Origin of the sequence: Rufibacter roseus (genome assembly GCF_001647285.1) — a bacterium.
Lineage (GTDB): Bacteria > Bacteroidota > Bacteroidia > Cytophagales > Hymenobacteraceae > Nibribacter > Nibribacter roseus.
In genome coordinates, this window is the sequence record NZ_LRML01000002.1 from 329,850 (window position 1) to 354,660 (window position 24,811).

Genomic DNA, 24,811 nt, shown 5'->3' on the forward strand with positions numbered 1-24,811 from the left:
ACTTTTTAAAAACTACGCTAAAAACGCTTAGTCTACATTATCATGTAAAAAGCGGTTGTCGCCTAATAGCTCATTGTCATCGTTCAAATTGAATCGGGAAATTTGCTGCTCAGCCGACGGCGCTACGTTCTCTAACTGCACATTTCTACGCAAGTAAGCAGGTACCTCCAATTTCTCTTTGATAGCAGCATCAGTGTTTGTGTCGTTACTTAAACGGCGCAAACGCTCTCTTCTATCACTCATTCTGCTCTGCAGCTCCCTATTACCTTGTTCAGGAGCCTCTACCAAAGCTTCTTCTTCAAACACAGGCGTGAAGATCTCATTGTTAGAGTCAAGATCAAAAATAATCTTGCTTGTTTCTGAGGCTGGGGCTGGCTTACGCACAGGATCATTTGCCACTAACTGTGAAGATGAAGTAGGAGGCGTAACCGAATGAGTAGTTACCGCTGGGGCAACAGGCTCAGTTACTGGTACTGGTGCATTAACTTCAACATTAGGCACTACGGCTTCATCTGAAGTAGCTGTCTCAACTGTTTTTTTTGGCTGTGGCAGGCTTACAGTATCACGGGCAAAACCAGTGGCAATAACAGTAACTCTAATGCTGGCACCCAAAGAAGAGTCAATACCATGACCAAAGATAACCTCTGAATCATCGCCGGCTTTCTCCTGAATGTAATCAGTGATTTCGGTCAACTCATCCATTTCCAGTTCTGCCTGATCACCAGACATAATGGAAAGAAGGATTTTCTGAGCACCATGAATATCAGTGTTGTTCAGCAATGGAGAAGACAGAGATTCCTCGGCGGCACGAAGAGCGCGGTTCTCACCTTCAGTAATGGCAGATCCCATTACGGCGGCACCAGAGTCTTTCATGACTGTTTTCACGTCTTCAAAGTCCACATTCACCTCAGAGGTTACCGTAATAATTTCGGCAATACTCTTGGCGGCGGTGGTTAAGACGTTATCAGCTTTGGCAAATGCAGCTCTAATAGGCAAATTGCCAAACATCTCGCGCAATTTATCATTCAGGATAACTAGTACGGTATCGCAGTTCTCGCTGAGTTCTTTAATACCATTATCGGCAGCAGTGCGTTTCTTCTTACCTTCAAAAGCAAAAGGAGCAGTTACTATACCCACCGTAAGAATATCCATCTCTTTGGCTACTTTGGCAATAACCGGGGCAGCACCGGTACCGGTACCCCCTCCCATTCCGGCGGTGATGAACACCATTTTAGTATGGGCGCCTAACAGCTCACGGATTTCCTCTTTGCTTTCTAAGGCCGCTTGTTTGCCACGCTCCGGGTTGGCCCCTGCTCCCAGACCTTCGGTCAGGGTAGTACCAATCTGAAGTTTATTGGGCACGCTGCTGCTTTTCAACGCCTGTTCATCGGTATTGCACACCACAAACTCCACATCTTTAATGCCCTGATTGAACATGTGGTTCACGGCATTACTTCCTCCTCCGCCAACACCAATTACTTTGATAATTGACTTGGAGTGTGATGGCACATCAAATTTGTACGATGAAAAACTCATGTTATTCCTGAATTACGCGTTAATAGTTCTGTTGTTTGTCATCAAAATCATCAATCAGCATGCCTTTGGTACGCTCAAAGATTTTCTTGAAGAAGTCGCTTCCGCCGCTTGCTTTGTTCTGAGCAGGCTTGGCTTCGTTTACTGCTTTGGTCTCAGGATTTGTCATCTCGGTGTAACGGTTTACACGTTCATCAATGGCCTGATAGCCTGTCAACACCAATCCAACTGTTGTGGCGTACATTGGGCTCTTCACAGAATCAATCTTGCTCTTACCCAAATGCTCGTTCGGATAACCGATACGGGCATCTAAGCCAGTTAAATATTCTACTAACTGCACCAGATTCTGCAACTGCGCCCCACCGCCCGTTACCACAATACCTGCGGCCAATTGGTTGGCATACCCGCTTCTAACAATTTCTGAGTAAACTAGTTCAACAATTTCCTCCATTCTAGCTTCAATGATAAAAGCAAGATTTTTAAGGGAAATTTCTTTTGGAGTACGGTCGCGAAGGCCTGGAATAGAAACAATCTCGTTCTCAGAAGCCTCATCAGCAATGGCTTTACCAAAGCGCACCTTTAGTTGCTCCGCCTGGTTTTGCATCACCATACATCCTTGCTTAATATCAGAAGTTATGATGTTACCACCAAACGGAAGCACCGCTGTATGACGAATTATATTGTCTTTGAAGATTGCCAGGTCAGTTGTACCGCCCCCAATATCAATCAGAGCCACACCGGCTTCACGCTCTTCATCGCTCAAAACTGACATACAAGATGCCAATGGCTCCAGAATCAGCTGGTCAATTTCTAAACCTGCACGAGTAACGCATTTATTGATGTTGTTGATGGCGTTAGACTGGGCCGTGATGATGTGGAAGTTGCCTTCTAAGCGTACCCCTGACATACCCACTGGGTCCATGATACCATCTTCATAGTCTACTTTGTAGTCTTGCGGCATTACATGGATGATCTCGCTGCCCGGAGGAGTCACCAACCGGTACATGTCATTGGTAAGACGATTCACGTCTTCCACAGTGATCTCGCTGTCTACTGACGTGCGGGTAATGCTGCCGTTATGCTGTAAACTTTTGATATGCTGACCTGCTATACCAACATTCACCACCTTAATGTCAATGCCACTCTGCTCTTCCGCCTGACGGATAGCTTTTTTTATAGCATCAACGGTTTTGTCAATATTGCTTACCATTCCGCGCACTACCCCTTCAGAAACAGCCTTACCTAAGCCTAGGATCTCCAGCTTACCGTACTCGTTCTTTCTTCCTACCAGCGCGCAAATCTTGGTTGTTCCAATGTCTAAGCCTACAACTATTTTGTCGTTCTGCATATCGTTTTCTATTCACAAATAATCTGATCCTTGTACTCTATATTCAGGCGTCCGTATTTTTCCCAGCCTACAACCGGTAATACTTCTTTGTAGAAGATGAACAGTTTCCTGAACTTGTCTTCTATCTGCACAGGCTTCCCAAATTCAATATGTTGGTCTCCTACCTGGGTAAGAAAACTAACCTTTCCTTTGCTGTCTATGTGCATATGGGCCATTTGGGCATTCCAGAAATCATCCTTCTCAACAAATCGCAGTAAAGAAAGATATTTCACCCCTACTGAATCCTGAAAAAATGAATCGGCCTTATTCTTAGTAAGTCCAACCCCAACGGTAACCGGAATAACATTAGCTGTATAATGGTTAGATAAAGGAAGCTGGGCACCTTCTTCATCTATATATACATCTCTATCAGCACTTAACAACCTGGCTATAGGTCGATTTTGCTGCACTTTCACGTTAATGTTACCCGCCAGATCCCTGAAAACCTCCGCTTCTTTCACAAATTTATGCGTTTTAATCCGCATTTCTAGCTGTTTCAGGTCAATCTCCTCTTTTTTCCTGCCAGTAAGAGGCTGGGTACCGTTGCGGGTCATCAGAGACAGTATTTCCGGCTCACTAAGAAAGTAATTGTTGTACTCATTATCAATTTTAATATTGACTTTTTTACATATTTTTTCTGATTGGCGGCTCTTAGAAAATCCTACCAGAAAAACAAAAATGCCCCCGCAAAAAATAGTAAAAAGTAGGGCTTTAACCTTCCTATTCCAATACATGGGCTTTCTCCTCCAACAATTTTTTTATCTCCGGAACTAAAGTATCTATATCACCTGCGCCAACAGTGGCTAACACGCTAAAATCCAAATCTTTTCTTAACGCTTCTATTACCTCATCTTTCCGCAGAAGCTTCTTTTCTTTCACTTCCAAACGGTCAAAGATCAGCTCAGAGGTAACTCCTTCAATGGGCAGCTCTCTGGCTGGGTAAATATCTAGTAACCATACCTCGTCTGCCAGGTTCAGACTCTCAACAAACCCTTCTAAAAAATCCCTAGTTCGGGTAAACAAGTGGGGCTGAAACACAACCCTCAGCTTTTTATCTGGATACAATGCTCTGACAGATGTTAGAAAAGCTTCAATCTCTCGGGGGTGGTGAGCATAGTCATCTAAATATACAGTTTTTTCTATATCCACCACCTTTTCGAACCGTCTTTTTACGCCCGTATATGCCGAAATACCTGATTTTATTTTCTCTACCGGCACATTCACCAATGAAACCGCCTGTGCGGCTGCCAAAGCATTTTCAATGTTGTGGTAGCCGGGTATCTGCAAAGCTGTTTCCGGTAAGTCTAAGTTCCGGCCTTCGGCTGAAAATTTCATGCTTCCGTCGGCTATTTTTATGTCTTTTGCGTGAAGCTCCTCTTGCTCAAGACCATACCTAATTACCGTCACTGAAGGGTGGACAGCCTGAGCAATATTTGGGTCAGCGGTGTGGTTTAGAAGCAAGAAACCGTGTGGTTTAATCTGGCTCGCAAACTGCTGAAACGACTCTACCAGTGCCTCTTTCTGCCCATAAATATCTAAATGATCAGGATCAGTGGAAGTGACCACGGCAATATCTGGGTGCAAGGTCAGAAAGGAGCGGTCGTACTCATCAGCCTCTACCACGCAAATAGCACGATCTTCTTCAGCATGAGGCAGTAGCAGGTTTGAACCAAGATCAGTGGAGATGCCGCCCAGAAACGCTGAGGTGGAAACTCTGGCATGGTGCAGCAAGTGCGCTACCATAGAGGAAGTGGTGGTTTTACCATGGGTACCAGCCACTGCAATCAAAAATTGGTCTGCCGTTAGCAAACCCAACACCTGTGAGCGCTTCAGAATAGTGTAATTTTCGCGCTCCAGATACTGTCTTTGGCTATGCGTTACCGGAATTGCAGGCGTTAAAACAACTAACGTTTCCGCCTTGTTTTTCAAAAAAGAGGCCGGAATCAGGTTTATGTCATCCACAAAATGAATGTCAGCGCCTTCTTCTTTCAATTTCAGGGTCAAGGGAGTGGGCGTACGGTCAAAACCGGCCACGGCAAAGCCCTTGGCCAGAAACCAACGTGCCAGGGCACTCATGCCTATGCCTCCAATTCCTAAGAAATAGATATTTTTAAACTGGTGCAGATTCATTTAATCAGCTTTAAAAGTTCATGCACAATGGTTTCAGCGGCATGTGGTTTGGCCAGTTGACCAATGTTTTGGCTCAGCTCTTTTTGCTTTTCCTTGTCTTTGGCTAAATTAAAAGCGGTGGTCCATAGTTGTTCTGCCGCCTCTGTGTCTTTCACAAACACCGCTGCGTTTCTTTCCACTAATGCCATGGCATTTTTAGTCTGATGGTCCTCCGCCACGTTAGGCGACGGCACCAAAATGGAAGGCTTCTCTGCCAGGCATAACTCAGAAATGGACAGCGCCCCCGCCCTTGATACCACTACATCTGCAGCGGCATAGGCCAAATCCATTCTTTTAATAAAATCAAATGCCTTGATCTGATCGCTTGGGAATGACTTTACTGCTTCTTCAGCGGTAGAGAAAAATACTTTGCCAGTTTGCCAGATCAGGTTATGTCCCGCCTCCTGAATTCTTTGCAGAGCTGCCTCAGTACTTTGGTTTAAAGTTCTTGCGCCAAGGCTTCCTCCAATTACCAGAAACGTAAGTCTTTCAGGACTCAGCCCGAAGAAAGACATAGCCTCTGCCCTCTTACCTAACTGGTGCACAATATCGCTCCGCACGGGGTTGCCGGTTATCACAATTTTTTCCTGCGGAAAATATTTGCTCATACCCTCATGCGCCACACAAACCTTGTCTACTTTGTTGGCCAACAGTTTATTGGTAATACCCGCATGAGAGTTTTGCTCCTGAATGAGCGTTGGTATTCCCTTTTTAGTAGCGGCATACAGCATGGGTCCGCTGGCATATCCCCCCACCCCTACCACGGCATCTGGCTGAAAGTCCTTTATAATTTTATAAGCGTTCCGGATACTGGAAATAACCTTCAGCGGAAAGGACAGATTATCTAATGTTAACCGGCGCTGCAAACCACTGATCCACAGGCCTATTATTTTATAACCTGCCTCTGGCACCCGCGTCATCTCCATTCGGCCTTTCGCCCCAATGAACAGAATATCTGCGGTGGGGTGCAGGCGCTTTATTTCATTGGCAATGGCTATGGCCGGATAAATGTGCCCCCCGGTACCGCCCCCGCTAATGATAAACTTTAATGTTTTCTCATGCATGGCTTAGTACGTTTGCTGGTTTGTTCACTGCCGCCTGCTGCTGCAGTTTGGCTTCATGCTCACTGCGGCTCACGCTCAAAATAATTCCGATGGAAATACCAGTGAAGATCAACGACGTTCCACCCATACTAAGCAGCGGGAGCGGCAAACCAGTAATTGGACCTAAGCCTACCGCCACCCCCATGTTTACCATGGCCTGTATGACCAAACTGAAACTCAGCCCCGCCGAGAGCAATCCGCCGAAGGCGCCCAAACTATTTGTTACCGCCACCATGCCTCGATAGAGGAATGCCAGGTAAAGGAACAGCACAAAGGCACCTCCAATCATGCCGTATTCTTCAATAATAATGGCGTAAATAAAGTCAGAGTAAGGGTGCGGCAGCAAGTTGCGCTGGTCAGATTGTCCCGGACCTTTCCCAACTACCCCTCCGGTGGCAATGGCTATATAAGACTGCTCTAGCTGGAAAACCGTCTCTTTGGGATCCATGAAATTCTCTATCCGGCTGATGGCAGTCTGCATCCGTTGCCCCAAGGTCAAGGCGATGGTTCCGAAAATAGCCCCTACCACTATCATGGTAAAAATTGGTTTCATAGGAACACGACCTATGAACATCAAGAGAATACAGGTCAGGAACAGTAGCAAACCAGTTGAAATGTTACTCATGGCGATGAGTCCGCAAATCAAGCCGCTCCACAAAAACAGCGGAATAAGAGTTTGCTTTGACTCTATGTTCATCTGGCGCTTGCTCAGAATACTAGCTAGGTAAGAGATCAACGCCAATTTAGCCAAATCTGAGGGCTGGAAGGTCTGGTTGATTACTGGAATGGTCAACCAGCGGGAAGCTTCATTGATGTTAGAGCCCTTAAGGTAAGTGTAAATGAGCAACGGCACGGAAAATATAAGCGCCAGTTGACTCAGTTTAGCATAGTACCGGTAGTTGATTTTATGCGCCAGCCACACAAAAGCCAAGCCCACAAATATGAGCGAGGAGTGCTTGAACAGATAATACTCTGTATTGCCACCCATTTTTTTATACGCCAGAGTTCCCGTGGCTGAGTAAACCACGGCAATACTGATCAGGCCAAACATAAGTACAATTCCCCACAAAATTGGGTCTCCTTTGAGGTTTTCCCTCAGCCAGTTTTTCACAAAAGTCATCATACTCCGGTAGTATTTATAGCAGTCACGGCCTCAGCGAAAGCGCGGCCGCGGTGTTCATAATTCTTAAACAAATCGAAACTGGCGCAGGCCGGCGATAGTATCACCACATCTCCGGCCTCGGCAAAGCCTTTTGCCAACCGAACCGCCTCGTTCACGTCTTGCGTTTCTTCTATTTTGGGGCAGATTTCAGAAAAAGAGGCCAAAATCTTACTGTTGTCTACACCCAAGCATACAATTGCCTTTACCTTCTCTTGCACCAGTGGAAACAACGGAGAATAATCGTTGCCTTTGTCTTTGCCGCCTACCACCCAAACAATGGGTTGGTTGATGCCATCTAGCGCGTACCACACCGCCTCCACGTTGGTAGCTTTTGAGTCGTTGATAAACCGTATGCCATCTATTTCCCCCACCGGCTGTAGCCTATGCTCCGCGTTTTGAAAAGTGCCCAAGGCTTTTTCGATCTCAGTTGGCGCAATGCCAACCAATAAAGCCGCACCCACGGCCGCCATAGTATTGTATTGGTTATGCTGCCCAATAAGCGGTGAAGCAGAAGTATCTATTTTAGCCCTGTTTTCAGGAAAAGAGGCCGAAATCAGACTTCCATTATAGTTAAGCGCCAAACCCTTACTCTCCTTCAGACCAAAGGGCAACTGCGTACCTGCAACCGAGTGTGCGGAACGGTATTTTTGAATCTCTGCATCATCCTGGTTGAAGAGGAAGTAATCTGCCGAAGTCATGTTCTGCGCAATCCGGAATTTGGCCGCCGCATATTTGTCCATGCTGTACTGGTAGCGGTCTAAGTGATCTGGTGTGATGTTCAGCAGAATGGCTATGTGCGCCCTGAACTGGTACATGTTGTCCAGCTGAAAACTGCTCAGTTCCACCACATAGTAGTCATAGGCGTCTTCCAAAACTTTGGCCGCAAGGCTTTCGCCCACGTTTCCGCCCAGAGCCACCTTTAAACCAGCACTTTTCAGGAGGTGGTAAGTCAGCAGTGTGGTGGTGGTTTTGCCGTTAGTTCCGGTTATGCAGATAAACTTGCCTGAGGCATAGCGACCCGCAAACTCAATTTCTGAGATAACCGGTATGTTCCGCTCCAGTGCACCCTGAATAACCGGAACTGTGTCAGGAATCCCTGGACTCTTGATGATTTCATTGGCCTCGTATATCTGCTCCAATGAGTGCGTTCCTTCCTCAAAAGGAATTCCTGCGTCCGCTAACTGCATCCGGAATTTTTCAGCTATGACACCGAAATCAGATACAAACACGTCATAGCCCTTGGCCTGCGCCAACAAGGCTGCACCCACGCCGCTCTCCCCTGCTCCTAATATGGCTAATTTCATGTTGGTTTTGGTTTATGATTTTTTTATCCCTTTTCTGAAAAACAGGTCAAAAACAGCTTATCGTAATTTCAGGGTCACCAGCGTCAGAATTGCTAACATCACTCCTACCGTCCAAAAGCGGGAGACAATTTTAGCCTCATGATAACCTAACTTCTGGTAGTGGTGGTGCAGAGGTGACATTTTAAAGATTCTTCGTCCCTCTCCATATTTCTTTTTGGTGTACTTGAAGTAGCTCACCTGCAGCATGACAGACAGGTTCTCAACTAAGAAAATACCGCACAGCATAGGAATGAGCAGCTCCTTGCGCAAAATCAAAGCCAGTACCGCTATGATTCCACCAATGGACAAACTACCAGTATCACCCATGAATACTTGAGCCGGGTAAGAGTTATACCAAAGGAAACCAACACAAGCACCCACAAAAGCGGTACAGAAAATCACCAACTCCCCCGTATTCGGTATGTACATGATGTCAAAATAATCGGCGAAGATAGCGTTACCAGACACCCATGCAAAAGCTGCCAGGGTAGTGCCAATAATAGCCGATGTTCCAGCCGCCAAACCGTCGATGCCGTCAGTAATGTTGGCTCCGTTTGAGACAGCAGTGATGATAAGAATAACCAGCGGGATGTACAGGAATCGAGCATAAGAACCTAATACCGGACTAGCGAAACTGAAGAAGTTGTGGTAATCTAGCTCGTTGTTTTTGGTGAAGGGCACGGTGGTGATCATTTTTCTAACATCGGCAAAAGAGCTGCCAACATCAATCGCAGAGGTACCATGATCAGTGAAATACTGGCGCACTACCACATCTTCTGAAAAGAAAAGAGTAACTCCCACAATCAGACCCAAACCTACCTGGCCTATAATCTTGAACTTGCCGGCCAAACCTTCTTTGTTCTTTTTGAATACCTTAATATAGTCATCCAGAAAACCAATGGCGCCTAACCAAATGGTAGAAACCAGCATGAGAATAATGTAAACATTGCTCAAGCGGGCCAACAAAATGGTAGGCAACAAAATGGCGAGCAAAATGATAAGGCCACCCATGGTAGGAGTTCCCTTCTTTTCCATCTGTCCCTCCAGACCTAAATCTCTGATAGATTCACCTACCTGCTTCCGCTGTAGCAGTTTAATAAGGCGCCCACCAAATATCATAGCAATAAGCAACGACAGCAATGCCGCCAAACCAGCTCTGAACGAGATGTACTGGAACACGCCTGCGCCTAGGACGTCAAACTGTTGGTCTAAGTATCTGAAAAGGTAATAAAGCATCTGTTTTGGGTTTAGGATTAGGAGCATTCATTTATTCCTCCCCTCCATATCAGTCTGTATGTCTATTTCTGAAGAAGGGCAAACGCCTCCAACAGTACTTGTTTATCATCAAAGGGCGACCGCACGCCTTTTACTTCCTGGTAAGTTTCGTGGCCTTTACCAGCCACCAGAATAATATCCTCGGGCTCAGCCAGCAACACCGCTGTTTTAATGGCCTCCCTTCTATCTACCACTGACAAGGCTTTTTTAAGATCTGTCGTCTTTACACCGCTTTGCATTTGGTTCAGTATTTCCTGCGGATCTTCGTTTCGCGGATTATCAGAGGTCATGATCACGCGGTCGCTCAAGCGAGCGGCCAGGTCCGCCATGACCGGACGCTTAGCGGCATCTCGGTTACCGCCACAGCCTACCACTGTTATTACTTTTTGGTCTGGCCTCCGGATCTGCTGAATGGTTTGCAGCACGTTCTCCAGCGCATCTGGCGTATGGGCATAGTCTACAATGCCTGTAATCTGCCCCTCAGACACCACGTAATCAAACCGGCCAGCGGCTGAAGTAAGACTAGACAAACTGGCCAGCACCTCTTGCGGATCTTCACCCAACAAAATGGCAGAGCCATATACCGCCAGCAAATTATAGGCATTGAAGGTACCAATCAGTCGAAACCAAACTTCCTGCCCCTCCAGCTCCAGCTGTAAACCCTGAATGGTGTTATCAACCAGGCGGGCTTTAAAATCTGCTTCTTTGCGTAAGGCGTAAGTATATTTCTCGCCTTTGGTGTTTTGCAGCATGACCATGCCTCGTTTGTCATCTGAATTCACCAGTGCAAACGCTTTTTTAGGCAGCCGGTCGAAGAATAGCTTTTTAGCTTTAATGTACTCGTCAAACGTGCCGTGATAGTCTAGGTGGTCATGGGTGATGTTGGTAAAAACCGCACCTGAAAACTTAGCGCCTGTTACGCGGTGCTGCACCAATGCATGTGAACTCACCTCCATGAATGCATGCGTACACCCGGCTTTTACCATTTGCGCGAATAAGGCCTGCAGCGTAATGGCGTCTGGTGTGGTGTGCGTGGCCGGAATAACGGTTTCGTTGATTTGATTCTGAACCGTAGAAATTAGCCCGGTATTGTAGCCTAGTTCTCTGAAAAGCTTGTGCAGCAGCGTCACACAAGTGGTTTTGCCGTTTGTTCCGGTTACGCCAACCAGCTTCAGTTTTTTAGTTGGGTTGCCATAAAACTCAGCGGCCACCAGCCCCATGGCTTCTGCCACATCCTGCACCTGCACAAAAGCTACATGATCAGGTGTGTTTTGGGGCAGTTTTTCGCAAAACACGGCAGAAACGCCCTGCTCCACCGCCATTGGTATAAAATCATGACCATCGCGCAGCGTTCCGGGTATGGCAAAGAAAGCCACCCCAGGTGCAGCCTGGCGGGAATCCATTGTTAACGCAGAAAGCTCGGGGTTAGCGGGCCCGAGCAATTGCGTTGGCTGGAGTACCTGTAGCAGGTTTTCTAGTTGCGCCATGTTTACTTAGTGTGATGGTGATGATATTTCCTTTTTGTATTGGCTCTCCTGGTGGAATGCTTTGACTCTCTACTCTTCCCAACCCTATGGCTCGCACCTTAAGCCCCCGGTTTCCTAACAAAGCAAGTGCGTCTCGCAGGGTCATGTCGCTGACATCGGGTACCTGTAAGTCATTTATCTTAATGGGCTTCAGGCTTACCGAATGCCGGTTCGTGTCAACTCTCACCCAGTCTTCTGACGGATTTTCAGGATGGGCGCTTACCCCTAGTTTATTACATAATAAGGTTATGTCTTCCTGGCTGCCAGCATGAAGCACTGGAATTTTAGGGTGCACACCCGCCGGACGACGTACCATTGGTTTATGAATAGCCAGATCTTGTGCATAGGCTTTATCAGCTAATTCACGGAATACAGGAGCCGCCACATCGCCACCGTATTGGGCATTTTTGCGTGGACTGTCTATAATCACAATGCAGCTGTACTTTGGCTGATCAGCGGGGAAATACCCCACAAAGGAAGTGGAATAGGTTCTGGTGTACTTCCCGTTGATTACTTTACGGGCAGTACCGGTTTTACCAGCCACCTTATAGTCTTTGCTCCGGACGTTTTTACCGGTACCGTTCTCTACCACCCCTTCCATCATGGCTTTCAGCTGTACCAGTGTCTCTTCAGAGCATATTTTAGGATTCAGCACCTTTGCCTCAAACTGCTCCAGCACATCATCGGCACGCTTAATGCTTTTAACAATAATCGGTTGCACCTTCACCCCGTTGTTTGCCACCGCGTTGTAAAAGGCCAGCGTCTGCAACGGAGAAATCTTTAACTCATAGCCAATAGCCATGGTAGAGAGCGAAGGACGGCTCCAGCTCTTATCTTTTGGTGTTTTGATAAATGGAATAGCCTCTCCATTCATTTGAAAGCCCAGCGGCTGGTGCAGGCCGAACTTGTGAAGATAGTCCACGTACTTCTGCGGATCTTTTTCAAACGTCTCTTGAATCAGCTTGGCCACCCCTACGTTTGAAGACTTCTCAAACACCTCTTGCAGCGTGATCTTGCCATATCCGTGGGTATCGGTTTTCACAGCTCCACCAATACGGGCAGAACCAACACCTGTGTCCACAGAATCTTCTAGAGTCAGGTCTGTTTCTTCCAACAGAGCCATCATAGAGGCAAGCTTAAAAGTAGAACCAGGCTCCGTTCTCCCCTGGTTACCCACCGCATAGTTATAGTCTTCTACATAAACCCCTTCACCCGCACGACCCAAGTTGGCAATAGCTTTGATCCGTCCGGTGCTTACTTCCATCAAAATCACACAACCATGCGCGGCATCATTGATAGTTAACGCACGGCGTAACGCGCTTTCCGCCACGTCTTGCAGGTTTATGTCAATGGTGGTTTGAATATCAAAGCCTGGCATAGGCTTTACCTCGGTACCATCATTGATTGGTTTGTTACCTCCTGCCATGCGCTCAAACAACGCCTCACCGTCTTTGCCGGCTAAATGGCGGTTAAAGCTGTATTCCAGACCCGCTCCATTTTTATCTTCGTTGATAAAACCAATGGTACGTCTGGCCAAAGACCCGAAGGGCAAGAACCGCCGGTCAATTTTCTCGAAAATCACTCCGCCTTTGTTTTTACCCGCTCTAAAGATTGGCCATTGATTCATCAGCTTCTTATCCTGATAATTGATTAATTGACCGTTCAATCTTACGTACCTTCTACCGGCAGCCCTGGCGTTTTTGATTTTCTGACGGTAATAATTTTCCGACCGATCGCCGAAGAACTGGGCTAAATAGATGGCCAAAGAATCAACACCTTTATCAAACACGTCTTCTTTAGCAATGGTCGGGTCAAAGGCAACACGGTAAAATGGCAATGACGTCGCCATAATCCGGTCATCGTCAGAGTAGATGTTCCCGCGCGTGGCCGGAAGGGGCTGGTAATGGAAGCGTTTCTCGTTGGCTATTTCGCGCCAGCGGTCTCCGTCCTTGAACTGGATGTAGCCTACCTTGTAAATAATGGCGAACGCAAAAAGACAGATAGCTAAAAAAGCCAGCCGTACGCGCGTTACGATGGACTTCTTAATATTCATCTTTCTTTATTACTACTTGAATGGGTGGTGAAGAACTTTCAGCTAAACCAGAAGGGGCCACATTACGGGCTACCTCTGATTGTTTACTGGCCTCCATGTAATCTGACTTGAGCGTGGTGTAATCAGCTCGTAAATCTTCTGTATCTCTTTTAGTGCGGTCAATCTGGCGCAGTGTGCGTTCTGCGTAATGGGTGTTGCCAATGTAGAACAGCACCACGGTCATCAGAAACAACACTTTAGGCAGGTAGCGCACCGGCAAACCATCCGCGAAAAACCAATCTACTTTGGTGTAGCGGTCCAGCAACTCAAACAAGCTGGTGCCTTTCTGGCGAGGCGGACGCTCTGGCTCCACCTGTGGCACCTCACGCATGGTGTTCGCCTTTGGCGTGTTTGTTTTCGGACGTAAAGTATTGACTGCCATACTTAATCGTAAAAGTGTATTCTATCCCTGCTTCCTCTCTATTTTTTTAACGACTCTGGGGTCTCTCTTTTCTCTGCCACCCGCAGCTTTGCACTGCGGGACCGATTGTTCTCTTGCAATTCTTGATCACTGGGTACTATGGGCTTTCGCGTCACGGAGTCCAGCGGCTTTATTTCGTTTCCGAAGAAGTCTTTCTCCACTTCCCCAAAGAATTTGCCTTTGCTGATGTAGTTTTTCACCAGGCGGTCTTCCAGTGAATGGTATGAAATCACGGACAATCTACCACCCGGCTTCAAGACCTCCACGGCCTGCTCCAACATCTCCTCCAGGGCTTTCAGTTCATCATTTACCTCAATCCGGAGGGCCTGAAAGACCTGCGCCAGGTATTTATTTTCCTTACCCTTTGGCGTACAGCCTGCTATGGCTTGCTTAAAATCAGCAATGGTGTCAATTTCTTTTATGTTGCGGGCGCTCACCACCTCGCGGGCCAAGGTCTTCGCATTTTTTACCTCCCCGTATAGCCCAAAGATTTTGTGCAGTTGCTCTTCTTCATAGGTATTCACCACCTCTTTGGCCGACAAAGGACTGTCTTTGTCCATGCGCATGTCCAGAGGGCCATCAAAACGGGTGGAGAAACCGCGCTCGGCGGTATTGAACTGGTGCGACGAAACGCCCAAATCGGCCAGAATGCCGTCTACCTGCCGAGCACCGTACAGGCGCAGGTACTTTTTGAGGTAGCGGAAATTGGCTTTCACAAACGTGAAATTGTCAGAGATAAGCTTCTCAGACTGCATCTCGGCATCGGTGTCCTGGTCAAAGGAGTATAGCTGCCCTTTGCCCTGCAGTTGCTGCAGAATAAGCGCAGAATGTCCGCCCCCCCCGAAGGTGACGTCTACATAGATGCCGCCGGGCTTAATGGCCAACGCATCTACCGATTCCTGTAACAAAACGGGCTGGTGATAAGACATGGCCTCTATTCAGTGATAATGGTTGTTGTAGGAGTATCGCCCAGGAATTTCTGCGCCAACTGCGAGAAATTCTGCTGGTCTTTAACTAAGAAATCTTCGTATTTGTCCGGGTTCCAGATCTCCACCCGGTTGCCGAGCCCCACCACTATGGCTTCTTTCTCAATCTCAGCGTAACGTACCATGGTGCGCGGCAAGATGAAGCGACCTGCGTTGTCCAGCTCAACTTCGGTGTTGCCCCTGAAGAAGTTCCGCTGGAAATGGCGGTACTCTTCGTTGAACTCATTCAGGCCCGCAACCTTGTCGTAAATCACCTTCCATTCCGTTTTGGGGTACAGCACCAGGCATGGCTCAAACCCTCTGGTCAAAACCACTTGGTTTCCAGAAGCTTCCGGAAGGTTGGCTTTGATTTTAGAAGGCAGCACCAATCTTCCCTTCGGGTCTAGCTTACACTCATATTCGCCGGAGAGGAAGTTCATGATAAGGTTGGTGGTAACGACAGTTTTAGGTACAAAACAAAAGTATAAAACCAATTTGTAAAGTCAACCACTCTTTCCCACTATTTACCACTTTGTGGATAAAACATGGTTATCCACCCCACATATCCACATTATCCACATATGTTTCCTTCCACTTTGGGATAACTTTTGGATAACATTTGATCCAAAACTAGTAGACTAATGCGTGAAAAAGTGCCAATACGCTGTTTTTCAGCTGTTTTTGCTAAAACATAGCCAAAACGCTATCTACAACAGAGCCTGTGGAAGAGAAGTGGTGGAAAGTGGCGCGATTTTCCGTAACTTTGCAGCATGCGTGGGAAACTCCAACACATAGTGCTTCTGGCCATGGCCTTCAGCATTCTGACCGGTTCGGTGGGGATGGCGGCCACGGAACGCTTCTGCGCCATGCTTGGCATGGCACCATCGGCTATGGCGGTGGAGAAAATGGAGAAAGCCGGCTGCTGTGCAAAAGAAGAAAAGCCCGTTTGCCCTGATGCCCCCGTGTTAGAGAAGAAAGACTGTTGCTCCCTTACCACCACTCACCAAAAGCTGGAGGTGGAATCTACCTTAAAGCTCACCAAGGTGGAGATGCTGGCAATTCCTGCTTTCATCTCTAATCCTTTTCCTTTACCTCCGGTACAAGAGGCTGTTGTACTTAGCACGTGGCCTTTTTACACAGACACCTCGCCTCCGCTGGCGGGCCGTGACCTATTGCACCGGTTGCACATCCTGAACATTTAGTACTCATTTTTCTCACTGCTGGGCTGAGGCTGCCTTTGCCTGTCTTTCAGCCACTGAAAATGTGTTACTAAATGCTTAATTCTAATGTATTTTACTAGATTTTGTGCCTTAAAAAGCACGTTTATATTGCTGGGACTTCTGTTTCCTTTTATAGCCTCGGCACAAACTATTTCTGGCCGGGTACTGGACCAGAACAACTCCACTCCTCTTATTGGCGCTTCTGTGGTATGGCTAGGTACTAGCCAAGCCTCAAGCACCGATGCGAACGGCTTCTTTTCTTTTCCCGCCGCCCCTTCCGGCTCTACTGCTTTGGTGGTCAGTTACATTGGCTACAAAGCGGACACAGTGCAGGTACAGGGCCAGTCAAATCTGGTGGTTCGGCTGAAATCTGAGACTTCTCTGCAGGAAGTTACCGTAACTGGTGAACAAGACCGTTACTCAGCTCTCACCCCCACCAACTCGCAGGTCATTACCTCCAAAGACTTGCTGAAATCTGCGTGCTGCAACTTAGCCGAGAGCTTTGAGACGAATGCCTCCGTAGAAGTGACCACTTCTGATGCGGCATCTGGTGCGCGGCAGATCCAAATGCTTGGCTTGGACGGAGCCTACACCCTCATGACCATTGAAAATGTGCCTGCCTTACGCGGCTTGGCCACTCCGTACCGGTTAAATTACCTTTCTGGCACCTACATTGAAGCCATTGACATTATTAAGGGTACTGGCTCGGTGTTGAACGGTTACGAATCTATTTCGGGACAAGTGAATGTACGGTTGAAGGATCCAGAGAAAACCGACCGCCTGCACGTGAACCTGTACGGCAACAGTATGGCTAAGTGGGATGCCAACGTGAATACTTCGTTCAACCTGACCCCTAAGCTCAGTTCTGTTCTCATGCTGCACACCGACCAGCTCAGCAACCGCGTGGACAATAATGATGATGGTTTTCTGGATATTCCACTGGGCAAACACTACAACGTGTTCAATAAGTGGAAGTACAACCCCGGCAAGCAGGTAATAGCCGAAATAGGCATTCAAGCTCTGCACGAAAGCCGCACCGGCGGACAGGCAAGCTTCCGCGCAGGCATGGAGCAGGTAGAGGGAAATCCTTACGGTATTGAGTCTGAAACCGACCGCTACAGTGCCTACTCCAAGACCTCTTATACGTTCAAAAACAAACCTTACCAGAGCATTGGGCTGATTCTATCAGGTGCACACCATGATTTTGACTCTCATTACGGGCCAAGGGTATACAACGGCTTTCAGAACAGCGGTTTGACCAATCTTATTTTCCAGTCGGCGTTTGGCAATACCTCGCACACCTATAAGACTGGTTTGAGCTACCAACTGGAAGATTACCAAGAAGAGTTGGCTGGGCAGTTGTACACCAGAAAAGAGCGGGTTCCTGGGGCTTTTTTTGAATACATCTATCAAAACAGCACCAACCTTACCTTGGTAGGAGGCATTCGCGCCGACCACCACAACCTGTTTGGCTGGGTGTACACGCCACGCTTTAACCTGAAGTACGATTTCACCCCGAACACCATTCTGCGTCTGGCGGCGGGCAAAGGCTTCAGGGTAGCCAATCCAATTGCCGAAAATGTCGCCTCATTGGTAAGTAACCGTGAATTTGTGTTGCAGAACAATTTACAGCCAGAGAAGGCTTGGAATCTGGGCGGTAGCTTCACCCAATATTTCACGTTAGGCGACCGCCAAGGCGCGTTTATTACCGATTACTACTACACATCCTTCCAGAACCAAGTTGTGCCGGATATGTACAGCAGCCCTTATCAGGTAATATTCACCAACTTAAATGGCCGCTCCTACTCCAAAAGTTTTCAGGCAGAGGTGCAGTACGAGTTGACGGAACTGTTGGATGTAAAAGCCGCCTACAAGTACTTTGATGTGCGTACCACCTACAACGGTCAATTGCTGCAGCGTCCATTCATCCCAAATCACCGGGCGTTTCTTAACCTAGGCTTTGCGACTCCTTTTGACAAATGGCGGGCCGATGTCACCGCCCAATGGTACGGCCCCAGAACTGTTCCTAACATGGGCCAAGCCACAGACGGAATTATCAGAACCCGAACTGTTAGCCCATATGCGGTGTTCAATGGGCAGATCACCCGTGCCTTTAAACTGTGGGAAGTTTATGCCGGCGTAGAGAACATGTTGAACTACAAACAAAAAGACCCTATTATTGCCGCCGACCAGCCCTTCAGCCAAAACTTTGACGCTAGCATGGTATGGGCTCCAATCATGGGTAGGGTGATTTACGCTGGTCTCCGGTTTACTATAAAATGATTGCTTCTTAATTGCTGATTGTTTGTTGTTGATTGTTCGTCTCCTTATTTATTCTTTTAGGTTGACTCATTCATAATAACAATCAACAACTAACAATCAATAAAAATTGGCTTGATTTTGGTAAAACAGCCTGAAAACGAACTTTAGAAAAATTCACAACTCTTAACTTCAAACTCTTAACTTTTAAAAAATGAAAACCTTAAAAGCTTTCACTCTTTCCTTACTTATGGTGTGCCTATCTACTTTTTCTTTCGCCCAGAGTGGCAAGAATGGTGAAGTGGTGAAATTTAAAACTTCTGCCGTTTGCGGCATGTGCAAAGCCACCCTTGAGAAAGGCATGGCCTATGAAAAAGGTGTGAGCAAAGCAACCCTTGATGAAAACACCAAAGTGCTCACCATACAGTACAACGGCACCAAAACCGATGTTGCCAAACTGAGAAAAGCCGTGAATGATTTAGGTTATGACGCTGATGACTCACCAGCCACTAAAAGAGCCTATGACCGTTTGGATGACTGCTGCAAGAAAGAAGCTGGCATTCACTAATAGCCGCTGGTTTATTAGAGCAAGAAGAAGGCTGCCCCATCGGGGCAGCCTTCTTCTTTTGGCCTTTATTCTCTAAAAGTAGCCCCAAAACAGCTTTTACCTCCCCTTCTCTAGCCGGTCTTTCTCCTGATAAAGTTTCCACCAAGGCAAATACGGCTTGTCGTGGTGCTCATAATGATACCCAAAAAAGTAGCAGCTTAGAAAAGCCCACAGGTGGTTACGGCCTTGGGTGCCGGATTTGTGCGGATTGTCTGGGGCATGCTCTCCGCGGTGCGGCAGGTACGTTCCGAAGTAGAACAGCTGAAACGTAGCCAATACGGCTGGCAGCATCCAGAACAGAACAATGTTCTCAACCGGAAACCAAAGTTGCAGCAAATGAAAAGTGCCGGCCATGAGCAGAACCTGCACTACGGTTATGTATTGCCTGGCAAAGCTCAGAAACCAGAGAAAGAAGTTGCCGCCGTGGTAATCTGGATCTTGGTCAGTGGCTACGTGGCGGTGGTGCAAGTGGTGTTTTGGGTAAAGGCGGCCGTAGTAGTTGTAGGCAAATAAGCCAGCAGTAATAGTACCCACTACTGTATTCAGCTTTTTGTTTCCGGGGGCTACCACGCCGTGCATGGCGTCATGGGCGGTAATGAAAAGGCCGGTGTACAAGTGCGTCATCAAGAGCACCGCCAGATAAGTAAAGGGGGATGTAAAATCTATAGGCCAGTGCAGCAAAAACCAAAGGCAACCACTCCAAGCCAGCAAAATGACGAGGGCAATGATGATTCCGGCGTATTTTTGGAAAATCGGCTTCAAAACAGGTTTTACTTATAACGTCTCAATCTCTACACCTCTGCCGCAAGTTTTCAACTTGTGGCTTCCTTGGCGGAAGTTTTCAACTTCCGTGGCTATTGCCTTAGATATACGCAAGTTACAAACTTGCGCCAAAGTAGCTCCAAGTTGAAGCTGGTGCTGCGGTTTGAGTCCTACTCTCTACAAAAGTTGCTGTCCGTTGCTGTTTGGAGTCTTCCGCAGGGTGACTCCAAACTTTATTATAAATGGAAGTCTCCGACTTCCTGGCAGCCACCGAGCAAAAACCATTGCCATTTATTTATTTTCGTTTCAAAGAAACTGAATACCACCTTGGCCGGAACAGAGTTCCTCCTGATTCATCACAAGTTTGGAGTCATCCTTCGGAAGACTCCAAACAGCTGCCCCCCTCAATTCAGTCCACAAATTCCAGCAATCTCATTTTCAGCCTACTTTTATTAAACTAGCCAAAAATAGAAATTCCACATTTCTCCTATCATGTTACATGATACCAAAACTAAAACCCCAGCAAAGCCTCACGCACTTCTTCCATGAGCCACATAGGCGTGGAGGTGGCGCCGCAGATGCCAATAGTCTCCCCTTCCGTAAACCACTCGGGCTGAAGCTCTTCTACTTTAGATACAAAAAAAGTGTTAGGGTTAGTGTCTTTGCATACCTGGTACAGCACCTTACCGTTCGATGATTTGGTGCCTGAAACAAACACCACCTTGTCAAACTTCTGGGCGAACAGGCGGAGCTCTTTGTCACGGTTAGAGACTTGGCGGCAGATAGTGTCATTGGCGTTCACAGCGTGTCCTCTGCTCTCTAATTCGCTTTTTATGCGGTAAAAGTTGTTGGTGCTCTTAGTAGTTTGACTGTAGAGCGTGATGTTCTGGGGAAGTTCGTGCCGGAGCAATTCATCAAGGTTTTCAAAAACCACAGCTTCATTATTCGTCTGGCCCAACAAGCCTAATACCTCGGCATGGCCGTGCTTGCCATATATAAAAATCTGCTCCTGTTTATCAAAAGAAGTTTTAATGCGGTTCTGGAGTTTTAGAACTACGGGGCAAGAAGCATCTACTAAGGTGAGGTTATTTTCTAAGGCCGTTTGATAAGTAGATGGAGGCTCGCCGTGGGCTCTGATTAAAACAGCTTCGTTCTGTAGAGTTTTAAGCGTTTCATAGTTAATGATGCGGAGACCTTTGTTCTGCAAGCGCTCCACCTCTTCGTCGTTGTGTACAATATCTCCAAGGCAATACAAATACCCTTGCTCTTCCAGCAGGTCCTCGGCCATTTGTATGGCGTAAATAACCCCGAAGCAGAAGCCAGAGTTTGAATCGATATGTACCAGCAGTTGACGCATGTTACTTAAACAAAATTTGGCGCAGGTTTGTTTGCCGTAACTCCCGCTATTTGCTTTAAATTTTCATAAAAGAAAATGGTCATCAGCAGCAGAAGGAGCGAATACATGGTGTCTTCGGCCGGAATAGTGCCAATGCGCAGGCCAACATTGTGGTCATTGTTATACCACACCACTGGCAGGGCCGTTAGTACTCCGTTCACTAGCAGAAAGGGCACCAAATGCACCAGGTACGCCAGATAAAAACGGCCGAGGTTCCAATAGCCAAATCGCCAGAGATACAGCAAGAGCAACACCGGCACCAGCAAACAGGTGAGCATGGTGTACCAGCGCCCCCAAAAGACCACGGCCACCGCCAGATTCCCGAGGATGAGCAACCAGGTAATGACTGGGGCAGCAGGCTGAAGCCATTCGCGCTTTACGTACGTATTCAGGCATTCATAAATAAACATGCAGGCATAAGGCACCGTCACGAAAAAAAGAACTTCCTCCAGAGGCATTTCGCCAAGGTAAAAGCCTATCAGATAGTCGGGGTTAAAGCCCCAAATGCCGTAGTGAGTAAAATACTGGTCCCAGATAACAAACAGCAGACCAGTAATGGCCATGGCAGGAAACAAGTAGCGCCAGTTGGTATAAAAGTGGACGCGCCGGTCAAAAGATAAGACCAACGGAAAAAAGATGGTGAACAGGTTCAGGTATAGGTACAAATTGTTCATAGTTTCAGGTTTTCCACCTGTCGGCGCTCCTCTCCGGTCACTAAGTCTTTCCGGAGCAGGAAGTCCTTCATTATTTTCACTGATTCATTGGGTATACCAGACTTGGGGTGTTTCAGCAAAGCGGCCATGAATACTTTTTTGTCCTCTTCCAAATTGCTGCTCATGTTTAGGTACCGTGGAATATAGTTTTCTATTGAAAACCGCAGAAAACGAACTTCAGCGTTATTGGGGTTCAATTGAACCGCTTCATCAAAAATACTGGCGGAGGCGCGCAGGTATTTTATTTTAGAATAAGGGCTCCAGACATGTTTGGCCATAATGGCGTTAGAAACCGCCTTATACCCTACCGTTACCGGGTTCTTGCCCTTGTACTTTTGCATCAGCTCATGAAACTCCTCGGCTATGTCTTCGTCTTTGGCAGCGGTTTGGTAGTAGTTCACCAAAGCAGTATGGGCGTATGGGTCTTTTGCCTGCCCTATTGGGGCAATGAACAAAAATATAGAGAGGAGAAACGAATTCAGGTACATTAAATAGAATTAAGCTGGTACTTTATATACGAGCCTACCAGTAGGGCAAGTTTCGTATTATCAGGCACTCTTACGCGTTCTTCCAAAATATGGGCGGCTGGCAGCTGCTTTATTTTTTTAAAAAGCTTCAGGTAATATATGTACGCCAAGTACACGCCTAGCCGTGCTCCACGTGGCAAATTTAAAATGCCTTGGTAAGCCTTATCGAAGTCCTGCTGAATTTCAGCCTCTATTTCTTCTTTGTCTTGGTTGCAAAAAGAGAGGTAATCTACTTTTGGGAAATACACTCTGCCCCTATCATGGTAATCGCTCCGGATGTCCCTCAGAAAATTCACTTTCTGAAAAGCCGCTCCCAAAGCGCAGGCTCCTTCTTTAAGGCGGTCAAACATAGCACCATCACCTTCGCAAAACACGCGCAGGCACATCAGGCCAACCACTTCGGCTGAGCCATAGATATACTCTTTGTATAGGTCACAGTCATAGAGATGGTCATCTAAATCCATGGCCATGCTGTTCAGGAAGGCATCTATAAAAGAGCGGTCAATCTGGTATTGGTGCACCACCATCTGGAATGCGTGCAACACTGGGTTCAGACTAATTCTCTCCTCCAGAGCCTGATAGGTCTCCTGCCGGAACCGATTTAGCAAACTGGCTTTGTCATGCTCGTGAAAGGTGTCTACAATTTCATCAGCAAATCTTACGAAACCATAGATAGCGTATATAGGGTCATGAAAGCGCGGGTGCAGGGTTTTGATGCCCAAGGTAAAAGAGGTGCTGTAGCGCTGCGTGATAAGCTTGCTACACTCCAGCGTAGTGGCATCAAAAAGGTTCATGTGCGACAGCATCTTCATCATTTAAACGGCTAACGTTTTTTCCTGCGGAGCGAATTCTTTCAGTACTTCCTGGGCCACCACCTGACCAGAAATAAGCGAAGGTGGGACTCCTGGGCCCGGCACAGTCAGCTGACCCGTGTAAAACAGGTTTTTTACTTTTTTACTTTTTAAGCTGGGCTTCAACACCGCCGTCTGCAGCAGGGTATTAGCCAACCCGTAGGCATTGCCCTTGAACGCGTGGTAATCTTTAATAAAGTCTTGGTGCGCGTACGTTCTCTTATAAATTACGTGCGGGCGTATTTGCTGCTTCGTCAACTTCTCTAGCCGCGCCATCACCAACTGGTAATAATGCTCTCTTATGGTTTCAGTGTCTTCTAAATCAGGGGCCACCGGAATAAGGACAAACAAGTTTTCTTTCCCTTCTGGGGCAACGCTTGGGTCAGTCATAGAGGGCACAGAAACATAGAACAGCGGCTTTTTCGGCCAGGCTGGATTGGTATATATCTCCTCAGCGTGCGGCCCGAAATCCTCGTCGAAAAAAAGATTATGGTGCTGCAGCCCGTGTAGTTTTTTATTTATACCCAGATAAAATATAAGCGACGATGGTGCCATCACGCGCTCGTTCCAGTATTTATCTGAATAACTACGGTAAGCAGGCGGCAACAGTTTGGTTTCCAGATGATGGTAGTCGGCTCCGCCAATGACCACATCAGTATCGTATGCCCCTTTGGAAGTAATAACTTTAGAGATGGAGCCACCGCTGAATTCAAGATTTCGCACCTCCTCCCCTAGTTTGAGAACGACCCCTTGCTCCTGTGCCAACTGCACCATGCCCTCCACTATTTTGTGCATGCCGCCCATTGGGTACCAGGTACCCAGAGCCATATCAGCATAGTTCATAAGGCTGTAAAGGGCAGGGGTATTTTCTGCCAGAGCCCCCAGAAACAGCACCGGAAACTCCATGAGCTGAATCAGTTTAGGGTGCTTGAAGAACTTTCGAACGTGCTTGTGCATACTCTGAAACACATCCAGCTTCAGCACGCCCACCAGTAGTTTAAGGTCAATGAATTCAGTGAGGGAGCGGCTGGGTTTATAAACCAATTGGTTGATGCCTACCTCATATTTATAGGCAGCCTGCTTTAGAAACTCCCGCAGCTTTTGCCCTGAACCCGGCTCCAATGATTCAAACATCTCTTCCAAGTCTTTCATCTGAGCAGGCACTTCCATGATATCGCCTTCTCCAAAGAGCACCTGGTAAGAAGGGTCCAGCCGGACCAGCTCATAATAGTCAGAGACGTTTTTGCCGAATTTTTGGAAAAACAGCTCAAAAACGTCTGGCATCCAGTACCAGCTCGGTCCCATGTCAAAAGTAAATCCTTCGGCCTGAAAAACTCTGGCCCTGCCACCTGGCACTTCATTTTTCTCGAGACAAGTAACCGCATATCCAGCTTGGGCTAAACTAGCCGCCGCCGACAAACCCGCAAATCCCGCTCCTATTACTATTACTTTCTTCTTGGGCGAATCTGACATGTGGGCAATGGTTGTGAAATAGTGGGA

At 47.2% G+C, this 24,811-nt stretch carries 22 protein-coding genes; 3 read left to right on the forward strand and 19 right to left on the reverse strand.

Annotated features, from left to right (window positions below; all coding sequences use genetic code 11):
• Positions 1 to 27: 27 nt before the first annotated feature.
• The 13 genes from ftsZ to mraZ form a co-directional block, all read right to left on the reverse strand.
• Entirely contained in the window at positions 28 to 1,536 is a 1,509-nt protein-coding gene (ftsZ, locus tag A8O23_RS03295) for a cell division protein FtsZ (protein WP_066616485.1), read from the reverse strand.
• 19 nt (positions 1,537 to 1,555) lie between these two features.
• Entirely contained in the window at positions 1,556 to 2,881 is a 1,326-nt protein-coding gene (gene ftsA, locus A8O23_RS03300) for a cell division protein FtsA (RefSeq protein ID WP_066616488.1), read from the reverse strand.
• Positions 2,882 to 2,889: 8 nt separating this feature from the next.
• Positions 2,890 to 3,474 (reverse strand): cell division protein FtsQ/DivIB, encoded by a 585-nt coding sequence (locus tag A8O23_RS03305; RefSeq protein ID WP_239693322.1) that lies wholly within the window; start codon positions 3,472 to 3,474, stop codon positions 2,890 to 2,892.
• 166 nt (positions 3,475 to 3,640) lie between these two features.
• Positions 3,641 to 5,050, reverse strand: coding sequence for a UDP-N-acetylmuramate--L-alanine ligase (murC, locus tag A8O23_RS03310; RefSeq protein WP_066616494.1), 1,410 nt, complete (start codon positions 5,048 to 5,050; stop codon positions 3,641 to 3,643).
• Positions 5,047 to 6,153 carry an undecaprenyldiphospho-muramoylpentapeptide beta-N-acetylglucosaminyltransferase gene (murG, locus tag A8O23_RS03315; protein WP_066616497.1) on the reverse strand — a complete coding sequence of 369 codons (1,107 nt, stop codon included), beginning with the start codon at positions 6,151 to 6,153 and terminating at the stop codon, positions 5,047 to 5,049. Before murG ends, murC begins: the two co-directional genes overlap by 4 nt.
• Entirely contained in the window at positions 6,146 to 7,312 is a 1,167-nt protein-coding gene (locus A8O23_RS03320; RefSeq protein ID WP_066616499.1) for an FtsW/RodA/SpoVE family cell cycle protein, read from the reverse strand. The genes murG and A8O23_RS03320 overlap by 8 nt, the downstream gene beginning before the upstream one ends.
• Positions 7,312 to 8,658, reverse strand: coding sequence for a UDP-N-acetylmuramoyl-L-alanine--D-glutamate ligase (gene murD, locus A8O23_RS03325; protein ID WP_066616500.1), 1,347 nt, complete (start codon positions 8,656 to 8,658; stop codon positions 7,312 to 7,314). The genes A8O23_RS03320 and murD overlap by 1 nt, the downstream gene beginning before the upstream one ends.
• Positions 8,659 to 8,715: 57 nt before the next feature.
• Complete coding sequence (gene mraY / locus A8O23_RS03330) at positions 8,716 to 9,933, reverse strand: phospho-N-acetylmuramoyl-pentapeptide-transferase (RefSeq protein ID WP_066616501.1); 1,218 nt, start codon at positions 9,931 to 9,933, stop codon at positions 8,716 to 8,718.
• A gap of 62 nt (positions 9,934 to 9,995) precedes the next feature.
• Positions 9,996 to 11,459, reverse strand: coding sequence for a UDP-N-acetylmuramoyl-L-alanyl-D-glutamate--2,6-diaminopimelate ligase (locus A8O23_RS03335; protein WP_066616504.1), 1,464 nt, complete (start codon positions 11,457 to 11,459; stop codon positions 9,996 to 9,998).
• Positions 11,398 to 13,551, reverse strand: a complete 2,154-nt coding sequence (locus tag A8O23_RS03340; RefSeq protein ID WP_066616506.1) for a penicillin-binding protein — start codon at positions 13,549 to 13,551, stop codon at positions 11,398 to 11,400. Before A8O23_RS03340 ends, A8O23_RS03335 begins: the two co-directional genes overlap by 62 nt.
• Positions 13,541 to 13,972 carry an FtsL-like putative cell division protein gene (locus A8O23_RS03345; protein ID WP_066616508.1) on the reverse strand — a complete coding sequence of 144 codons (432 nt, stop codon included), beginning with the start codon at positions 13,970 to 13,972 and terminating at the stop codon, positions 13,541 to 13,543. Before A8O23_RS03345 ends, A8O23_RS03340 begins: the two co-directional genes overlap by 11 nt.
• Positions 13,973 to 14,010: 38 nt before the next feature.
• Positions 14,011 to 14,940, reverse strand: a complete 930-nt coding sequence (gene rsmH, locus A8O23_RS03350; protein WP_066616510.1) for a 16S rRNA (cytosine(1402)-N(4))-methyltransferase RsmH — start codon at positions 14,938 to 14,940, stop codon at positions 14,011 to 14,013.
• Between the two features lie 5 nt (positions 14,941 to 14,945).
• The gene (mraZ, locus tag A8O23_RS03355; protein ID WP_066616513.1) at positions 14,946 to 15,416 is read right to left on the reverse strand and encodes a division/cell wall cluster transcriptional repressor MraZ; all 471 of its coding nucleotides are present in this window, start codon (positions 15,414 to 15,416) and stop codon (positions 14,946 to 14,948) included.
• Between the two features lie 330 nt (positions 15,417 to 15,746).
• Between mraZ and A8O23_RS03360 the strand changes: the two genes are divergently transcribed.
• The 3 genes from A8O23_RS03360 (at position 15,747) to A8O23_RS03370 (ending at position 19,023) form a co-directional block, all read left to right on the forward strand.
• Positions 15,747 to 16,178 carry an HYC_CC_PP family protein gene (locus A8O23_RS03360; protein WP_066616515.1) on the forward strand — a complete coding sequence of 144 codons (432 nt, stop codon included), beginning with the start codon at positions 15,747 to 15,749 and terminating at the stop codon, positions 16,176 to 16,178.
• 126 nt (positions 16,179 to 16,304) lie between these two features.
• Positions 16,305 to 18,479 carry a TonB-dependent receptor gene (locus tag A8O23_RS03365; RefSeq protein WP_239693323.1) on the forward strand — a complete coding sequence of 725 codons (2,175 nt, stop codon included), beginning with the start codon at positions 16,305 to 16,307 and terminating at the stop codon, positions 18,477 to 18,479.
• A gap of 190 nt (positions 18,480 to 18,669) precedes the next feature.
• A complete protein-coding gene (locus A8O23_RS03370; protein WP_066616520.1) occupies positions 18,670 to 19,023 on the forward strand; it encodes a heavy-metal-associated domain-containing protein in 354 nt (117 codons plus the stop codon).
• Between the two features lie 96 nt (positions 19,024 to 19,119).
• Here A8O23_RS03370 and A8O23_RS03375 read toward each other — a convergent pair whose 3' ends face one another.
• The 6 genes from A8O23_RS03375 to A8O23_RS03400 all read right to left on the reverse strand — a co-directional run bounded on the left by A8O23_RS03375 (position 19,120) and on the right by A8O23_RS03400 (position 24,784).
• Positions 19,120 to 19,824, reverse strand: coding sequence for a fatty acid desaturase (locus tag A8O23_RS03375; RefSeq protein ID WP_066616522.1), 705 nt, complete (start codon positions 19,822 to 19,824; stop codon positions 19,120 to 19,122).
• Positions 19,825 to 20,335: 511 nt separating this feature from the next.
• Positions 20,336 to 21,181 (reverse strand): 4-hydroxy-3-methylbut-2-enyl diphosphate reductase, encoded by an 846-nt coding sequence (locus tag A8O23_RS03380; protein ID WP_066616528.1) that lies wholly within the window; start codon positions 21,179 to 21,181, stop codon positions 20,336 to 20,338.
• A 5-nt stretch (positions 21,182 to 21,186) separates the two neighbouring features.
• A complete protein-coding gene (locus A8O23_RS03385) occupies positions 21,187 to 21,894 on the reverse strand; it encodes a lycopene cyclase domain-containing protein (RefSeq protein WP_066616533.1) in 708 nt (235 codons plus the stop codon).
• Complete coding sequence (locus A8O23_RS03390; RefSeq protein WP_066616535.1) at positions 21,891 to 22,421, reverse strand: hypothetical protein; 531 nt, start codon at positions 22,419 to 22,421, stop codon at positions 21,891 to 21,893. The genes A8O23_RS03385 and A8O23_RS03390 overlap by 4 nt, the downstream gene beginning before the upstream one ends.
• Positions 22,421 to 23,275, reverse strand: a complete 855-nt coding sequence (locus A8O23_RS03395; protein WP_239693324.1) for a phytoene/squalene synthase family protein — start codon at positions 23,273 to 23,275, stop codon at positions 22,421 to 22,423. Before A8O23_RS03395 ends, A8O23_RS03390 begins: the two co-directional genes overlap by 1 nt.
• A complete protein-coding gene (locus A8O23_RS03400; protein ID WP_066616537.1) occupies positions 23,276 to 24,784 on the reverse strand; it encodes a phytoene desaturase family protein in 1,509 nt (502 codons plus the stop codon).
• Positions 24,785 to 24,811: the final 27 nt, after the last annotated feature.

What these genes read in the sequence shown, in the direction of transcription:
- ftsZ (WP_066616485.1), bottom strand. Translation starts at nt 1,536, where the DNA reads ATGAGTTTTTCATCGTACAAATTTGATGTGCCATCACACTCCAAGTCA.
- ftsA (WP_066616488.1), bottom strand. Translation starts at nt 2,881, where the DNA reads ATGCAGAACGACAAAATAGTTGTAGGCTTAGACATTGGAACAACCAAG.
- A8O23_RS03305 (WP_239693322.1), bottom strand. Translation starts at nt 3,474, where the DNA reads ATGACCCGCAACGGTACCCAGCCTCTTACTGGCAGGAAAAAAGAGGAG.
- murC (WP_066616494.1), bottom strand. Translation starts at nt 5,050, where the DNA reads ATGAATCTGCACCAGTTTAAAAATATCTATTTCTTAGGAATTGGAGGC.
- murG (WP_066616497.1), bottom strand. Translation starts at nt 6,153, where the DNA reads ATGCATGAGAAAACATTAAAGTTTATCATTAGCGGGGGCGGTACCGGG.
- A8O23_RS03320 (WP_066616499.1), bottom strand. Translation starts at nt 7,312, where the DNA reads ATGACTTTTGTGAAAAACTGGCTGAGGGAAAACCTCAAAGGAGACCCA.
- murD (WP_066616500.1), bottom strand. Translation starts at nt 8,658, where the DNA reads ATGAAATTAGCCATATTAGGAGCAGGGGAGAGCGGCGTGGGTGCAGCC.
- mraY (WP_066616501.1), bottom strand. Translation starts at nt 9,933, where the DNA reads ATGCTTTATTACCTTTTCAGATACTTAGACCAACAGTTTGACGTCCTA.
- A8O23_RS03335 (WP_066616504.1), bottom strand. Translation starts at nt 11,459, where the DNA reads ATGGCGCAACTAGAAAACCTGCTACAGGTACTCCAGCCAACGCAATTG.
- A8O23_RS03340 (WP_066616506.1), bottom strand. Translation starts at nt 13,551, where the DNA reads ATGAATATTAAGAAGTCCATCGTAACGCGCGTACGGCTGGCTTTTTTA.
- A8O23_RS03345 (WP_066616508.1), bottom strand. Translation starts at nt 13,972, where the DNA reads ATGGCAGTCAATACTTTACGTCCGAAAACAAACACGCCAAAGGCGAAC.
- rsmH (WP_066616510.1), bottom strand. Translation starts at nt 14,940, where the DNA reads ATGTCTTATCACCAGCCCGTTTTGTTACAGGAATCGGTAGATGCGTTG.
- mraZ (WP_066616513.1), bottom strand. Translation starts at nt 15,416, where the DNA reads ATGAACTTCCTCTCCGGCGAATATGAGTGTAAGCTAGACCCGAAGGGA.
- A8O23_RS03360 (WP_066616515.1), top strand. Translation starts at nt 15,747, where the DNA reads ATGCGTGGGAAACTCCAACACATAGTGCTTCTGGCCATGGCCTTCAGC.
- A8O23_RS03370 (WP_066616520.1), top strand. Translation starts at nt 18,670, where the DNA reads ATGAAAACCTTAAAAGCTTTCACTCTTTCCTTACTTATGGTGTGCCTA.
- A8O23_RS03380 (WP_066616528.1), bottom strand. Translation starts at nt 21,181, where the DNA reads ATGCGTCAACTGCTGGTACATATCGATTCAAACTCTGGCTTCTGCTTC.
- A8O23_RS03385 (WP_066616533.1), bottom strand. Translation starts at nt 21,894, where the DNA reads ATGAACAATTTGTACCTATACCTGAACCTGTTCACCATCTTTTTTCCG.
- A8O23_RS03390 (WP_066616535.1), bottom strand. Translation starts at nt 22,421, where the DNA reads ATGTACCTGAATTCGTTTCTCCTCTCTATATTTTTGTTCATTGCCCCA.
- A8O23_RS03395 (WP_239693324.1), bottom strand. Translation starts at nt 23,275, where the DNA reads ATGATGAAGATGCTGTCGCACATGAACCTTTTTGATGCCACTACGCTG.
- A8O23_RS03400 (WP_066616537.1), bottom strand. Translation starts at nt 24,784, where the DNA reads ATGTCAGATTCGCCCAAGAAGAAAGTAATAGTAATAGGAGCGGGATTT.